The organism is Streptomyces sp. NPDC060184 (assembly GCF_042728795.1).
GTDB lineage: Bacteria > Actinomycetota > Actinomycetes > Streptomycetales > Streptomycetaceae > Streptomyces.
Map to the genome: position 1 here is coordinate 21,574 of NZ_JBHWYX010000041.1, position 14,702 is coordinate 36,275.

A 14,702-nucleotide genomic window follows, 5' to 3' on the forward strand; every position below is an offset into this window, starting at 1 on the left:
CCGGGCCCGGCCTCCGGTGCGGGCGCTGCGCGCGATGTCCGCGCCGGTCCGTAGACTGGGCCCCGTGAGTGAGCCCCGCCCTTCAGACCGGCACGACGCGTCAGAGTCCGACGACACCTTCTCGGAGATCGTGGACGAAGCAACCCAGCGCGACCCCGACCTGGCGGTGATCGAGGCCGGGAGCCGTACCCTGCGCACCCAGTCCGGGCCGCCCGTGTCGGACGCGCCCCCGGCCACCCCCGAGGACCCCGAGACCGCCCGGGCGCTGCGCGCCGTGGAGCAGGAGCTGGCCGGGCGCTGGGGGGAGACCAAGCTCGAACCCTCCGTCACCCGGATCGCCGCCCTGATGGACGTGCTCGGCGAGCCGCAGCGCGCGTACCCCTCCATCCACATCACCGGGACGAACGGCAAGACCAGCACGGCCCGCATGATCGAGGCCCTGTTCAACGCCTTCGACCTGCGCACCGGCCGCTACACCTCGCCGCACGTCCAGTCGATCACCGAGCGGATCAGCCTGGACGGCTCCCCGATCGCCCCCGAGCGGTTCGTGGAGACGTACCAGGACATCAAGCCGTACGTCGAGATGGTCGACGCCCAGCAGCCGTACCGCCTCTCCTTCTTCGAGGTGCTGACGGGCATGGCGTACGCGGCCTTCGCCGACGCGCCGGTCGACGTCGCCGTGGTCGAGGTCGGCATGGGCGGCACCTGGGACGCCACCAACGTGATCGACGGACACGTCGCCGTCGTCACCCCGATCTCGCTCGACCACACCGACCGGCTCGGCAACACGCCCGCCGAGATCGCCGGGGAGAAGTCCGGGATCATCAAGCAGGGCGCGACGGTCGTGCTGGCCCAGCAGCCGGTGGACGCCGCGCAGGTGATGCTCAAGAAGGCCGTCGAGGTCGACGCCACGGTGGCCCGTGAGGGCATGGAGTTCGGCGTCGTCTCCCGTGAGATCGCGGTCGGCGGCCAGCTGCTGACGCTGCGCGGACTCGGCGGCGCGGCCTCCGAGTACACCGACATCTTCCTCCCGCTGTACGGCGCCCACCAGGCGCACAACGCGGCCGTGGCGCTCGCCGCGGTGGAGGCGTTCTTCGGCATCGGCGGCGAGCAGACCCGCTCGCTCGACATCGACGCGATCCGCACCGCCTTCGCCTCGGTCCGCTCACCGGGCCGCCTGGAGGTCGTCCGCTCCAGCCCGACCGTCGTCCTGGACGCCGCCCACAACCCGGCAGGCGCCGCCGCCACCGCCGAGGGGCTCTCCGAGGCCTTCAGCTTCTCCCGGCTCATCGGGGTCGTCGGCGCCAGCGACGACAAGGACGTGCGCGGGCTCCTCGAAGCCTTCGAGCCGATCTTCGCCGAGATCGTCGTCACCCAGAACTCCAGCGCCCGTGCGATGGACGCCGACGCCCTGGCCGCCGTCGCGGTCGAGGTCTTCGGCGACGACCGCGTGCAGGTGGAGCCCCGGCTCGACGACGCGCTGGAGGCGGCGATCACCCTCGCCGAGGAAGAAGACGAATACGCGGGCGCCGGCGTGCTGGTGACCGGTTCCGTGATCACGGTCGGCGAGGCCCGGCTGCTCCTGGGAAGGGGCTGACCCCCTGTGCGTACCCTCTGCGCGTCGACGCTGATCGGCGAGTTTTTCGTGATCGGCTTCGCCGGGCTCGTCGCGATGAAGTCCGACGACCTGACCGTGGCGACCGTCTGGACGGTGTGCGGCATCGGCATGCTGCTCTCCGTGCTGCTCTGCGGCATGCTCGGCCGGCCCGGCGGTGTCGCGCTGGGCTGGGCGCTCCAGATCGCCCTCGTGGTGAGCGGCTTCTTCGTCCCGGTGATGTACTTCCTCGGCGTCGCCTTCGCCGCGCTGTGGTGGGCTTCGGTGCACTACGGCCGGAAGATCGACGAGGCGAAGGCCCGCTGGGCGGCGATGGAGGCCGAGGCAGCCGCCGGCTGACCCCCTGCTCGCCCCTGAGCTTGACGCTGTGTAACCCCCACCCGTCGGGGCCGGGGCCTGCCCCTGTAATCTCGCTCTCCCGCACCCCGCCACCCTCAAGGAGCCGCACGACATGACCCAGCGCACCCTCGTTCTCCTCAAGCCGGACGCGGTCCGGCGCGGGCTGATCGGTGAGATCGTCGGCCGCATCGAGCGCAAGGCCGGCTGGCGGATCACCGCCCTGGAGATGCGTACGCTCGACGGGGACACGCTGGAAGCCCACTACGGCGAGCACAAGGGCCGCCCGTTCTACGAGCCGCTCGTGGAGTTCATGGCCTCCGGCCCGGTCGTGGCCCTGGTCGCCGAGGGCGAGCGGGTCATCGAGGGCGTCCGCGCCCTGGCCGGCCCGACCGACCCGATCGCCGCCGCGCCCGGCTCCGTCCGCGGCGACTTCGGGACGATCACCCGGGAGAACCTCATCCACGCCTCGGACTCCGAGGAGTCCGCGGAGCGGGAACTGAAGCTTTTCTTTCCGGGTCTGTCCTGACGGTTGATCGGCCAAACAGCGCTGGCGACCAGGGGCGACCGAAGTAATTCGGTCGCCCTTCGGTATACGTACACCGATCGCGGGAACGCATCCCACCGACGTAACGTCACCATGGGTGGGACGGGTAGTCGTTCCACCCGGTAAGGCGCATGACCCTCGCGCTGCGTACGTGCACACGGCACTACGATGGAAGCTTCCACACCCGCAGCGCGCCGGATTCGCCGAGCAGAACCAGCCATCATGCTTTCTCGGGAAGGCACCGCCGCATCCTCATGGGGAACAAGGGGAACTCAATGTCGTTCATCGGTCGTGACATGGCTATCGACCTCGGGACTGCCAACACGCTGGTGTACGTCAGGGGGCGCGGCATCGTCCTGAACGAGCCGTCCGTCGTGGCCATCAACACCAACACCGGCGGCATTCTCGCGGTCGGCTCCGAGGCCAAGAAGATGATCGGCCGTACGCCGGGCAACATCGTTGCCGTACGGCCGCTGAAGGACGGCGTCATCGCCGACTTCGAGATCACCGAGCGGATGCTCCGCTACTTCATTCTCAAGATCCACAAGCGTCGCTACCTGGCCCGCCCGCGCGTCGTCGTCTGCGTGCCCTCCGGCATCACCGGGGTCGAGCGCCGCGCCGTCATCGAGGCGTCGACGCAGGCCGGTGCCCGCCAGGTGCACATCATCGAGGAGCCCATGGCGGCGGCCATCGGCTCCGGCCTCCCCGTCCACGAGGCCACCGGCAACATGGTCGTCGACATCGGCGGCGGCACCACCGAGGTCGCGGTGATCTCCCTCGGCGGAATCGTCACTGCCCAGTCGATCCGGGTCGCCGGGGACGAGCTGGACAACGCGATCATCCAGCACATCAAGAAGGAGTACTCCCTCCTCCTCGGCGAGCGCACCGCCGAACAGATCAAGATCACGATCGGTTCCGCGTACGACCTGGACAAGGACGAGCACACCGAGATCCGCGGCCGGGACCTCGTCTCCGGACTGCCCAAGACGGTCGTCATCTCGGCCGCCGAGGTCCGCAAGGCCATCGAGGAGCCGGTCAACGCGATCGTCGACGCCGTGAAGACGACGCTCGACAAGTGCCCGCCCGAGCTCTCCGGCGACGTGATGGACCGCGGCATCGTCCTCACCGGCGGCGGCGCGCTGCTGCGCGGGCTGGACGAGCGGCTGCGCCGCGAGACGGGCATGCCGATCCACATCGCCGAGGACCCGCTGGACTCGGTGGCGCTCGGATCCGGCAAGTGCGTCGAGGAGTTCGAGGCGCTGCAGCAGGTCCTGGACGCCCAGCCGCGCCGCTGAGCGGTGCGGCCGACAGGCCCTTGACACACCTTCGGTCTGCCGTGCGGGCGCTGCCGCCCCGTACGGCAGATCGTTGATATACAGGCACGAACATTCCTACGAGGAAGGCACGGCCGCCGCACGTGAGGGACACACGAGAGAGCCGGCTGCTCCTGGTGCTGCTGATCGTCATCGCGTTCGCACTGATCACGGTGGACATCCGCGGCGGCGAGGACTCGCCGGTGGACGGCGCCCGGCAGGCCGCCGCGACGGTCTTCGGGCCCGTCGAGAACGGCGTGGCGGCGGCGGTGGACCCGGTGGGCAATGCCATCGGCGCCGTCCGGGACTCCGGGGACCGGCACGACCGGATCGCGGCCCTGGAGAAGGAGAACGCGGCGCTCAAGACGGAGCTCGGCAGCGACGCCCGCACCAACAGCCGGGTCCGCCAGCTCGACGCGATCCTCAAGAACGCGAACGCCGGCCAGTACGGCATCAAGGGCGCCCAGGTCATCGCCATAGGAGCGGCGCAGGGCTTCTCCTGGACGATCACCATCGACGCCGGCTCCAAGGACGGCATCGCCCGCGACATGACCGTGCTCAACGGCGAGGGGCTGGTCGGCCGGGTCACCACCGTCGGCCCGAACACCGCGACCGTGCTCCTCGCCAACGACCCGGACTTCACCGTCGGCACCCGGATGGAGAAGACGGACGAGCTCGGCTTCGCCACCGGCCAGGGCAACAGCCCGCTCTCGGTGCAGTTCCTCAACGGCAAGGCCAAGGTGGCGAAGGGCGACCGGCTCGTCACCTTCGGCTCCAGCAAGGGCAAGCCGTTCGTGCCCGGCGTCCCGGTCGGCGAGGTCGTCCGTGTCGACCCGTCCGGCGGCGACCTCACCCGGACCGTCTACGTCAAGCCGTACGTCGGCTTCACCAAGCTCGACATCGTCGGCATCGTGGTGGAGGCCCCCCGCACGGACCCGCGCGACGCGGTCCTGCCGAAGAAGGCCGCCAAGCCGGCCAAGCCGAAGCCCACCCCGACCGTCACCGTGACCGTCCAGCCCAACGGCGACCTCGTCGACGGCAGCGGCAGGGTCGTCGGCAACATCCACCAGACGCCCGGCGCGACCGCCTCGGGCGAGGCGGCGGCCGGTGCCACCGACGTCGCCGCGCTCCCCGACGCGAACACCGACGCCACCGCAGACACCGATGCCGCCGCCGACCCCGACGGCCAGGCAGACGACCAGGAGTAGGGCTGAACCCCATGCGCTTGAACCGGACGCTGCTCTCCGTCGCCCTCGTCGTGGTCGCCCTCGTGGTCCAGGTGTCCGTGCTCGCACGGCTCCAGCTCCCCGGAGCCGTCCCCGACCTGCTGCTGCTCACCGTCCTCGGACTCGCCTTCGTGTACGGGCACGTCAGCGGCGCGCTGATCGGCTTCGGCGCGGGCATCCTCGCGGACCTGGCCCCGCCCGCCGACCACGCCGCCGGGCGCTACGCCCTGGTGCTCTGCGTCATCGGCTACCTCGCGGGGCTGGTCCGGCCGGAGAACGGACAGCTCAAGTCGGCTTTCGGTCCCATGGCGTTCGTCGTCGTGGCTGCCGTCGGCACCACCCTGCTGTACGCGCTGGTGGGCGCCCTCGTCGGTGACACCGCGGCCCGGCACGTCGGCCTCACCAGCCTGGTGTTCACGGCCGCCGTCTACGACCTGCTGCTCGCGCCGTTCGTCGTACCGCTGATCATGGGGCTCGCCAGACGCACCGAGAACGACCCGGTCTCCGAGTCGGCCGGCGGCGACGTCTCCGCCGGCTGGCTCTCCTCGGGCACCGGCCTGACGATCGGCAACCAGCGCGGCGGACTCCGCGTCAGGGCCGCCCGCAATCGCGCCGCGCGCGCGGGAAGGATCAAGGGGGTCAAGCGACTGTGAGGCCGGACCAGCACCCGAGCACCACCGACGGGGGCGCACCGTGAGCAACATCCCCGAGACCGGCCGGACCCAGCGCGTCCAGATCCGCCTCGTCGTCATCCAGATCCTCGTCTTCTCCCTCCTCCTGACGCTCGGCGGCCGGCTCTGGTACCTCCAGATCCGCAACGGCCAGGAGTACACCGACGAGGCGAAGAACAACCACGTCCAGCAGGTCGTGCAGCCCGCCGTCCGGGGCGACATCCTCGACGCGCGCGGCGTACCGCTCGCCGACAACGAGACCCGCCTCGTGGTCTCCGCCAGCCGCACCGAGCTGCTGAAGATGGACGACGACGGCGACGCCGTCCTCACCCGCCTCGCCGACGTCCTCGGCATGAAGCCGAAGGACGTCAAGGACAAGGTCCGGCTCTGCGACGCGAAGACCCCCCAGCCCTGCTGGAACGGTTCGCCCTACCAGCCGATCCCGGTCACCGACGAGGCCACCACCCAGCAGGCCCTCCAGATCCGCGAGCGCGCCGAGGACTTCCCCGGCATCACCGCCGAACCCACCGCCGTACGCCGGTACGCGGCCCCCGGCGGCGCCAACACCGCCCAGGTCCTCGGCTACCTCTCACCGGTCACCGACGAGGAGATCACCAAGGCCCAGGACACCGAGTCGCCGTACCTCCGCTCCGACCAGGTCGGCCGCTCCGGCCTGGAGCGCACCTACGACCGCGAGCTGCGCGGCAAGGCCGGTGTCACCCGCTACGAGGTCGACAACCTCGGCCGGGTCATCGGGCAGGCCGAGAACGACCCGGCCGAGCCCGGATCGTCGGTCGTCACGTCGATAGACGCACGGGTGCAGTCCGTCGCCGAGTACGAGCTCGACAAGGCGATGAAGACGGCCCGCAAGGAGTTCGACAAGAACACCAACGAGAACTACAAGGCCGACTCCGGCGCCGTCGTCGTGATGGAGGCCAAGACCGGCCGGGTCGTCGCGATGGCCTCGCTGCCGGACTACGACCCCAACGCCTGGGTCGGCGGCATCTCCGCCAAGGACTACACGAAGCTGACCACCAAGAAGTCCAACTACCCGCTGCTGAACCGGGCGATCCAGGGCCAAGCGGCCCCCGGCTCCATCTTCAAGGTCGTCTCCTCCACGGCAGCCGTCAACGCCGGGTACCCGTTCGACGGCAACTACCCGTGCCCCAGCTCGTACTCCATCGGCGGCCAGACCTTCAAGAACTTCGAGTCGCAGGGCTACGGCTCCATCACCATCGGCCGCGCCCTGGAGGTCTCCTGCGACACCGTCTACTACGGCATCGCGCACAAGGAGTGGCTGAAGGACGGCGGCACCAACCCGAAGAAGAACCCCGGCGACTGGTTCTACAAGACCGCGCACCAGTTCGGCCTCGGGAAGGAGACCGGCATCGACCTCCCCAACGAGGTCACCGGGCGCGTCCCCGACCGCCAGTGGAAGGAGAACTTCTTCCAGGCCAACAAGGCCTTCTGGTGCAAGGACGGCAAGAAGGACGGCACGTACGCCCAGCAGATCGAGTACGAGAACTGCCGCGAGGGCGACAAGATGCGCGCCGGTGACTCCGTGAACTACTCGATCGGCCAGGGCGACACCCTCGTCACCCCGATCCAGATGGCCACCATCTACGCCGCGATCTCCAACGGCGGCACCCTCTACGACCCCACGGTCGGCAAGGCCATCGTGAGCGGCGACGGCAAGACGGTCCAGGAGATCAAGCCCGTCTCGCACGGCAAGCTGCCCTTCACCGGGTCCACGCGCGACGACATAGACGAAGCCCTCGCGGGTGTCGCGACCCGGGGCAGCGCCGCCTGGCGGTTCGGCGGCTGGCCCCAGGACAAGATCCCGATGCACGCCAAGACGGGTACCGCGGAGGTCTACGGCAAGCAGACGACCTCGTGGTTCGCCACGTACACCAAGGACTACTCGATCGTCATGACGATCTCCCAGGGTGGTACCGGGTCCGGCGCCTCCGGCCCCGCCGTGCGCAACATCTACAACGCCCTCTACGGCCTGGACGCCGAGGGCAAGCAGGACCTCAAGAAGGCGCTGCTGCCCACGCCGCAGAAGACCCTTCCCAAGATCCAGCCCGACGGCACGATCAACGCGCCGAAGGTCAAGCCGTACGACCCCGACGCCAACAAGCCCCTCGGCGAGGGGCAGCAGGCGCTCGCCGCGACACTCGGGAGGCGGGACTGATGGCAGGTGGCTTCTCCGTCTCCGGGTACGGCCCCGAGCGGTCCTCCTGGGCCTGGCTCACCGCACGCGACTCCGTCGTGCGGCGGCTCGACTGGCCGCTGCTCGGCTCGGCGCTCGCGCTCTCCTTCATCGGGTCGCTGCTCGTCTACTCCGCGACCCGGGGCCGCGACAGCCTCACCCACGGCGACCCGTACTACTTCCTCTTCCGCCACGCCCTCAACACCGGCATCGGCTTCGGTCTGATGGTCGGCACGGTCTGGCTCGGCCACCGCACTCTGCGGGGGGCCGTACCGATCCTCTACGGGCTCTCCGTCGTCCTGGTGCTGGCGGTCCTCAGCCCGCTCGGCGCCACGGTCAACGGCGCGCACGCCTGGATCATCATCGGCGGCGGATTCTCGCTCCAGCCCTCCGAGTTCACCAAGATCACCATCATTCTCGGCATGGCGATGCTGCTCGCCGCCCGCGTCGACGCGGGCGACCAGCTCCACCCCGACCACCGGACCGTCGCCAAGTCCCTCGGGGTCGCCGCGATCCCGATGGGCATCGTCATGCTCATGCCCGACCTGGGCTCGGTCATGGTGATGGCCTTCATCGTCCTCGGCGTCCTGCTCGCCTCCGGCGCCTCCAACCGCTGGGTCTTCGGACTCCTCGGCACGGGCGCCCTCGGCGCCGTCTCGGTCTGGCAGCTCGGGCTCCTGGACGACTACCAGATCGCCCGGTTCGCCGCCTTCGCCAACCCCGCCCTGGACCCGGCCGGCGTCGGCTACAACACCAACCAGGCGCGCATCGCGATCGGTTCCGGCGGCCTCACCGGCACCGGGCTCTTCCACGGCACCCAGACCACCGGGCAGTTCGTCCCCGAGCAGCAGACCGACTTCGTCTTCACCGTCGCAGGCGAGGAACTGGGCTTCGTGGGCGCCGGGCTGATCATCGTCCTCCTCGGCGTCGTCCTCTGGCGCGCCTGCCGCATCGCCCGCGAGACCACCGAGCTGTACGGCACGATCGTGGCCGCCGGGATCATCGCCTGGTTCGCCTTCCAGGCGTTCGAGAACATCGGGATGACGCTCGGCATCATGCCGGTCGCCGGTCTGCCGCTGCCCTTCGTCTCGTACGGAGGGTCGTCGATGTTCGCCGTCTGGGTGGCGATCGGGCTGCTCCAGTCGATCCGGGTGCAGCGGCCGATGTCCGCCTGAGCGCCCGCGAGGCTCGACGCGTCCTCCGGCCCGGTGGCAGCGGTCATCGGGCCGGAGCGCCGTCCGGGCCCGTGTGCGCGGCGGCCCGCGGGACTAGATTCGGTACATGGCCGACGTGAAGCGCGAGATCGAGCGGAAGTACGAAGCGGCTCCCGGCATCCGGCTGCCCGACCTCACCGGGGTGGCCGGAACGGCCGCCTCCGTGCCCCGCGGGGTGGTGGAACTCGACGCCGTCTACTACGACACCGAGGACTTCCGGCTGGCGGCGGGCTCCGTCACGCTGCGCCGCAGGACCGGCGGCGACGACGAGGGCTGGCACGTGAAGTTCCCCGTCGCCCCGGGCGTGCGCGACGAGATCCGCGCGCCGCTCTCCGACAGCCTGCCCGACGCGCTCGCGGGGCTGATCCGCTCCCGGGTCCGCGACCGGCCCGTGGTCCCGGTCGTCCGGCTGCTCTCCTCCCGCGACGTCCACCACCTCGCCGACGCCGAGGGCCGGACGCTCGCCGAGCTGAGCGTCGACACGGTCCTCGCCGAGCGGCTCACCGCGGACGGCGCCGGAGCCACCGCCGAGTGGACCGAGATCGAGGTCGAGCTGGCCGACGACGTCGACCCCGCCTTCCTGGACGCCGTGGAGGAGCGGTTCGCCGGCGCGGGCGTACGCCCCTCGGCCTCCGCCTCCAAGGTGGGCCGCGCGCTCGCCGAGACGGCACCGGGGGAGCGGACCGGGCCCCGGTCACCGGCGGGCGGGAAGCCCGGCAGCGCGGGCGAGCGGGTCCTCGCCCACGTACGCCGTCAGACCAAGACGATCGTCACCCTCGACCCGGCGGTCCGCCGCGACCTGCCCGACGCGGTGCACCGGATGCGGGTCGCCACCCGGCGGCTGCGCGGCGCCTTCAAGACGTACCGGAAGGTCCTCGACCGGGCGGTCACCGACCGGCTGGACGCCGAGCTGAAGTGGCTCGCCGCCGAACTGGGCGCCTGCCGGGACCACGAGGTCCTGGAGGCACGGCTGTCCGGCCGCGTCGACGGGGTGGAACCCACCCTGCTGCTGGGGCCCGTGCGGGGCAGGCTGGAGCGCTGGGGAGCGGCCGGACGGGCCGACGCCCGCCGCCGTGTCCTCGCGGCCCTCGACAGCGAACGCCACCGCGCGCTGCTCGACAGCCTCGACGCGCTGCTCGCCGACCCGCCGCTGCTGCCCGCGGCCGACGAGGACGCCGCCGGGCCGCTCGCCCGGGCGGTGCTGAAGGACCACGACCGGCTCGCCGCCCGGGTCCACCACGCCCTGGACCTGCCACCGGGCCACGACCGCGACCTCGCGCTGCACCGGGCCCGCAAGGCGGCCAAGCGCACCCGGTACGCCGCCGAGGCCGCGCGCCCCGCCCTCGGCAAGCCCGCGAAGCGGCTCGGGAAGCGGGTCAAGGCCGTCCAGAGCCTGCTCGGCGACCACCAGGACGGCGTGGTCGCCCGCGCCGCCCTGCGCGCCATGGCCGTGCAGGCCCACGGAGCCGGCGAGTCCGCTTTCACCTGGGGAGTTCTGTACGGCCGAGAGGAGGCGACGGCGGTCCGGCTGGAGGAGGAGTTGCCGCACGTGTGGGCCCGCGCGTCCGGGGCCCGGCTGCGGGCGGCGCTGAAGAGCTGAGCAGCGGGGTACGCTGGATGGTCACCCCTGCCAGCTCACGAAGGTTCGCGAGATGTCTGCCGAGTCGGTCTTCCCACAGCTCGAAGCTCTGCTCCCGCATGTGCAGAAGCCCATCCAGTACGTCGGCGGTGAGCTGAACTCCACCGTCAAGCCGTGGGACGAATGCGACGTCCGCTGGGCGCTCATGTACCCCGACGCGTACGAGGTCGGTCTGCCCAACCAGGGCGTCATGATCCTGTACGAGGTGCTCAACGAGCGCGAAGGGGTCCTCGCCGAGCGCACGTACAGCGTCTGGCCGGACCTCGAAGAGCTCATGCGCGAGCACAAGGTGCCCCAGTTCACCGTGGACAGCCACCGGCCCGTCGGCGCGTTCGACGTCTTCGGGCTGAGCTTCTCCACCGAGCTCGGCTACACCAACATGCTCACCGCCCTGGACCTGGCGGGCATCCCGCTGGAGTCCAAGGACCGCACGATGGACGACCCGATCGTGCTCGCGGGCGGCCACGCCGCCTTCAACCCCGAGCCCATCGCCGACTTCATCGACTGCGCGGTCATCGGCGACGGCGAGCAGGCGGTCCTGGAGATCACCGAGATCATCCGCGCCTGGAAGGCCGAGGGCCGGCCCGGTGGCCGGGACGAGGTGCTCTTCCGCCTCGCCCGTACCGGTGGCGTCTACGTCCCGCGCTTCTACGACGTCGAGTACCTCCCCGACGGCCGCATCGCCCGTGTGGTGCCCAACAAGTCCGGTGTGCCGTGGCGTGTGTCCAAGCACACGGTCATGGACCTCGACGAGTGGCCCTACCCGAAGCAGCCGCTGGTCCCGCTCGCCGAGACCGTCCACGAGCGGATGTCCGTCGAGATCTTCCGCGGCTGCACCCGCGGCTGCCGCTTCTGCCAGGCCGGCATGATCACGCGCCCCGTGCGGGAGCGAAGCATCACCGGCATCGGCGAGATGGTCGACCGCGGTCTGAAGGCCACCGGCTTCGAGGAGGTCGGCCTGCTCTCGCTCTCCTCCGCCGACCACACCGAGATCGGCGAGATCGCCAAGGGCCTCGCCGACCGGTACACCGAGGACAAGATCGGCCTCTCGCTGCCGTCCACCCGCGTCGACGCGTTCAACGTGGACCTCGCCAACGAGCTGACCCGCAACGGCCGCCGGTCCGGTCTCACCTTCGCCCCCGAGGGCGGCTCCGAGCGCATGCGCAAGGTCATCAACAAGATGGTCTCGGAGGAGGACCTGATCCGCACGGTCGCCACCGCGTACGGCAACGGCTGGCGCCAGGTGAAGCTGTACTTCATGTGCGGCCTGCCCACCGAGACCGACGAGGACGTCCTCCAGATCGGTGACATGGCGGTCAACGTGATCGCCAAGGGCCGCGAGGTGTCCGGCCAGAACGACATCCGCTGCACCGTCTCCATCGGCGGATTCGTCCCCAAGCCGCACACCCCGTTCCAGTGGGCGCCGCAGCTGAGCGCCGAGGAGACCGACGCGCGGCTCGCCAAGCTCCGCGACAAGATCCGCGGCGACAAGAAGTACGGCCGTTCCATCGGCTTCCGCTACCACGACGGCAAGCCCGGCATCGTCGAGGGCCTGCTCTCGCGCGGTGACCGCCGCGTCGGCTCGGTCATCCGCGCGGTGTACGAGGACGGCGGCCGGTTCGACGGCTGGCGCGAGCACTTCAGCTACGACCGCTGGATGGCCTGCGCCGACAAGACGCTCCCCGGCTTCGGCCTCGACGTCGACTGGTACACCACCCGCGAGCGCACCTACGAGGAGGTCCTGCCCTGGGACCACCTCGACTCCGGCCTGGACAAGGACTGGCTCTGGGAGGACTGGCAGGACTCGCTCGACGAGACCGAGGTCGAGGACTGCCGCTGGACCCCCTGCTTCGACTGCGGCGTCTGCCCTCAGCTCGACCTGGACATCCAGATCGGCCCCACCGGCAAGAAGCTGCTGCCGCTCACCGTGGTGAAGTGACCGGCGCGCCGGCCGGCGTACCGAGCGTGTGACAAAGGCCCGCCCCGGGGATCCCCCCCGGGGCGGGCCTTCCGCATGATGAACCCCAATGGACAGCGAGCAGGAGCACGGCGCCCGGACCGCACGGCAGCGCCCCGTGCCCGGCCGGCACCGGGCACCCGCCGGGTACGAACCCGGCGACGGCTGCCTCGTCGAGCTCGTCCGCATCCCGGTCCGGATCGTCGCGGTGCTCGTCGTGCTGCCGGTGCGCGTCGCCCGGGACCTGCTCGTCGTGACCCTGCGCGCCCTCGACCGGTCGGTGCTGCGGCCACTGGGCCGTGGCGCCGCCCGGGTGTGGCGCCACCTGGTCGTCCGGCCGGTCGTGTCGGTGTGGACGTATCGGCCGGACGTGCCGCGCGCGACACGCTGCGTACGGCACGCGACGCCGTCCGCCGGGCCCGCCGGGACGTGTGGCGCGCGTTCGCCGGCCGACCGGTGAACCCGGAGGTCGGCGGACCCAGGAGGGTTACTGCGCGTACTCTGGGTGAGGAGCACCATGCGACACCCGTGCACGGCGTGACGCCCGCACCCGAGATCTCCCCGCCCGGCGGAACCACAGGCCGGAGGGGGTGAGCCGGAGCGGGCCCCCCGTGACGACCTGTACTTCGTGGGCGGCGCGCCACCGCGCCCGCCCCGCACCGAGGAGAAGAACCACTGGGCAAGCGACAGCCCGAAGGCCCGCCGCCCGCACCGGCGGTGCAGCGCATCCGACTGCGCTACACCAAGCGCGGCCGCCTCCGGTTCACCAGCCACCGAGACTTCCAGCGCGCCTTCGAGCGGGCCCTGCGCCGCTCCGAGGTGCCGATGGCCTACTCGGCGGGCTTCACCCCGCACCCCAAGGTCTCGTACGCCAACGCGGCTCCGACCGGCACCGGCAGCGAGGCCGAGTTCCTGGAGATCGCGCTCACCGAGCACCGCGACCCGAAGGTCCTGCAGGACCTCCTCAACGCGTCCCTCCCGGACGGCCTCGACATCACCGACGCCGTGGAGGCCCGGACCTCCGGGCTCGCCGACCGGCTGACCGCCTCCGTCTGGGAGATGCGCCTGGACGGCGTCACCGTCCAGGACGCCGAACGGGCCGTGGCCGCCTTCCTCGCCGCCGAAACGGTCGAGGTCCAGCGCCGGGCGAAGAACGGTATGCGTACCTTCGACGCCCGCGAGGCCGTGGTCGGTCTCGAAGCCCTCGATCCACGGGCCGATGGGTCCGTGGACACCGCCTGTGCGATACTGCGCCTGGTAGTGCGGCACATGACACCCGCCGTACGACCCGACGACGTCCTGTCCGGTCTCCGAGCTGTGGCCGACCTGGCGCCGCCGGTCCCCGTAGCGGTGACCAGGCTGGCGCAGGGGCTCTTCGACGAGGAGTCCGGCACGGTGACCGACCCGCTCGCGCCCGACCGCGACGCACCCCCGGCCGTCCCCGCGACGGCCCCCGGGAGTGTCGCGACGGCGCCTGAAGGTTCGGGTTCCGCGTAAGGCGGTCGTTGTAGCGCGGCCCCCGGGAAGGCACCGGGGTCGGGCCGCGCACTGACCAGAAGACTTTCGCCAGGCCGTACGCACACCGCGTACGGAACCGGCGAGCCAGACATCAGCTCCCGTGCGGCGCCCGCGCCCCGGACAGCGGGGTCGCGCACCACGCGACCACCCCGCCGGACCGGACCAGCGCGGCGCCCGGGAGCGCGACGGGAGAACCGCCCGCATGCTTGAGCCGACCGAATCCGGCACGACCGGAAACAACGAAGAGAACACCCCCGGGGACAAGCTGCCGCCGCGCCGCAGGCGCCGCGCCGCTTCCCGCCCCGCCGGCCCGCCGTCCGGCGGAGCCCCGAAGACGCAGGACGAGACGCCGGCCGTGGAGTCCGCTCCGGTGGCCGAGGCCGTCGTCGAGCAGGCCGTTGCGGAGGAGCCGGTCGCCGAGGCGCCGCGTGGCCGTCGTCGTGCGGTGCGTAAG

The 14,702-nt window shown here is 71.2% G+C and carries 13 protein-coding genes; all 13 read left to right on the plus strand.

The annotated features are described in order from the left end of the window. The first annotated feature begins 64 nt into the window (after window positions 1-64). A complete protein-coding gene (locus tag ACFWEE_RS24935; protein ID WP_386892279.1) occupies window positions 65-1,597 on the plus strand; it encodes a bifunctional folylpolyglutamate synthase/dihydrofolate synthase in 1,533 nt (510 codons plus the stop codon). A 6-nt stretch (window positions 1,598-1,603) separates the two neighbouring features. Next, on the plus strand, window positions 1,604-1,954 hold the full coding sequence (locus ACFWEE_RS24940) for a DUF4233 domain-containing protein (protein WP_386892281.1): 351 nt from the start codon (window positions 1,604-1,606) through the stop codon (window positions 1,952-1,954). A gap of 112 nt (window positions 1,955-2,066) precedes the next feature. Next, a complete protein-coding gene (gene ndk / locus ACFWEE_RS24945; protein ID WP_266704304.1) occupies window positions 2,067-2,480 on the plus strand; it encodes a nucleoside-diphosphate kinase in 414 nt (137 codons plus the stop codon). 293 nt (window positions 2,481-2,773) lie between these two features. Then, window positions 2,774-3,793, plus strand: a complete 1,020-nt coding sequence (locus ACFWEE_RS24950; protein ID WP_055599051.1) for a rod shape-determining protein — start codon at window positions 2,774-2,776, stop codon at window positions 3,791-3,793. Between the two features lie 122 nt (window positions 3,794-3,915). Continuing rightward, window positions 3,916-5,019: a rod shape-determining protein MreC gene (gene mreC / locus ACFWEE_RS24955; RefSeq protein WP_386892284.1), complete on the plus strand. Its 1,104-nt coding sequence runs from the start codon at window positions 3,916-3,918 to the stop codon at window positions 5,017-5,019. 11 nt (window positions 5,020-5,030) lie between these two features. Further along, window positions 5,031-5,690, plus strand: a complete 660-nt coding sequence (gene mreD / locus ACFWEE_RS24960; RefSeq protein WP_386892285.1) for a rod shape-determining protein MreD — start codon at window positions 5,031-5,033, stop codon at window positions 5,688-5,690. A gap of 40 nt (window positions 5,691-5,730) precedes the next feature. Continuing rightward, window positions 5,731-7,902: a penicillin-binding protein 2 gene (mrdA, locus tag ACFWEE_RS24965; RefSeq protein ID WP_386892287.1), complete on the plus strand. Its 2,172-nt coding sequence runs from the start codon at window positions 5,731-5,733 to the stop codon at window positions 7,900-7,902. Then, on the plus strand, window positions 7,902-9,095 hold the full coding sequence (gene rodA / locus ACFWEE_RS24970) for a rod shape-determining protein RodA (protein ID WP_386892289.1): 1,194 nt from the start codon (window positions 7,902-7,904) through the stop codon (window positions 9,093-9,095). Before mrdA ends, rodA begins: the two co-directional genes overlap by 1 nt. Window positions 9,096-9,201: 106 nt before the next feature. Beyond that, entirely contained in the window at window positions 9,202-10,734 is a 1,533-nt protein-coding gene (locus ACFWEE_RS24975; protein WP_386892291.1) for a CHAD domain-containing protein, read from the plus strand. A 52-nt stretch (window positions 10,735-10,786) separates the two neighbouring features. Beyond that, window positions 10,787-12,712 (plus strand): TIGR03960 family B12-binding radical SAM protein, encoded by a 1,926-nt coding sequence (locus ACFWEE_RS24980; RefSeq protein ID WP_386892292.1) that lies wholly within the window; start codon window positions 10,787-10,789, stop codon window positions 12,710-12,712. 88 nt (window positions 12,713-12,800) lie between these two features. Continuing rightward, window positions 12,801-13,190 (plus strand): hypothetical protein, encoded by a 390-nt coding sequence (locus ACFWEE_RS24985; RefSeq protein ID WP_386892294.1) that lies wholly within the window; start codon window positions 12,801-12,803, stop codon window positions 13,188-13,190. Between the two features lie 257 nt (window positions 13,191-13,447). Beyond that, window positions 13,448-14,227, plus strand: coding sequence for a TIGR03936 family radical SAM-associated protein (locus ACFWEE_RS24990; protein ID WP_386892296.1), 780 nt, complete (start codon window positions 13,448-13,450; stop codon window positions 14,225-14,227). A gap of 223 nt (window positions 14,228-14,450) precedes the next feature. Beyond that, window positions 14,451-14,702, plus strand: a 252-nt coding sequence (locus ACFWEE_RS24995) for a hypothetical protein (RefSeq protein ID WP_386892298.1), incomplete at its 3' end; no start/stop codon positions are given.

Excerpts from the sequence above, each read along its gene's own strand:
- ndk (WP_266704304.1), top strand. The coding sequence starts at position 2,067 with ATGACCCAGCGCACCCTCGTTCTCCTCAAGCCGGACGCGGTCCGGCGC.
- ACFWEE_RS24950 (WP_055599051.1), top strand. The coding sequence starts at position 2,774 with ATGTCGTTCATCGGTCGTGACATGGCTATCGACCTCGGGACTGCCAAC.
- mreD (WP_386892285.1), top strand. The coding sequence starts at position 5,031 with ATGCGCTTGAACCGGACGCTGCTCTCCGTCGCCCTCGTCGTGGTCGCC.
- rodA (WP_386892289.1), top strand. The coding sequence starts at position 7,902 with ATGGCAGGTGGCTTCTCCGTCTCCGGGTACGGCCCCGAGCGGTCCTCC.
- ACFWEE_RS24975 (WP_386892291.1), top strand. The coding sequence starts at position 9,202 with ATGGCCGACGTGAAGCGCGAGATCGAGCGGAAGTACGAAGCGGCTCCC.
- ACFWEE_RS24980 (WP_386892292.1), top strand. The coding sequence starts at position 10,787 with ATGTCTGCCGAGTCGGTCTTCCCACAGCTCGAAGCTCTGCTCCCGCAT.
- ACFWEE_RS24985 (WP_386892294.1), top strand. The coding sequence starts at position 12,801 with ATGGACAGCGAGCAGGAGCACGGCGCCCGGACCGCACGGCAGCGCCCC.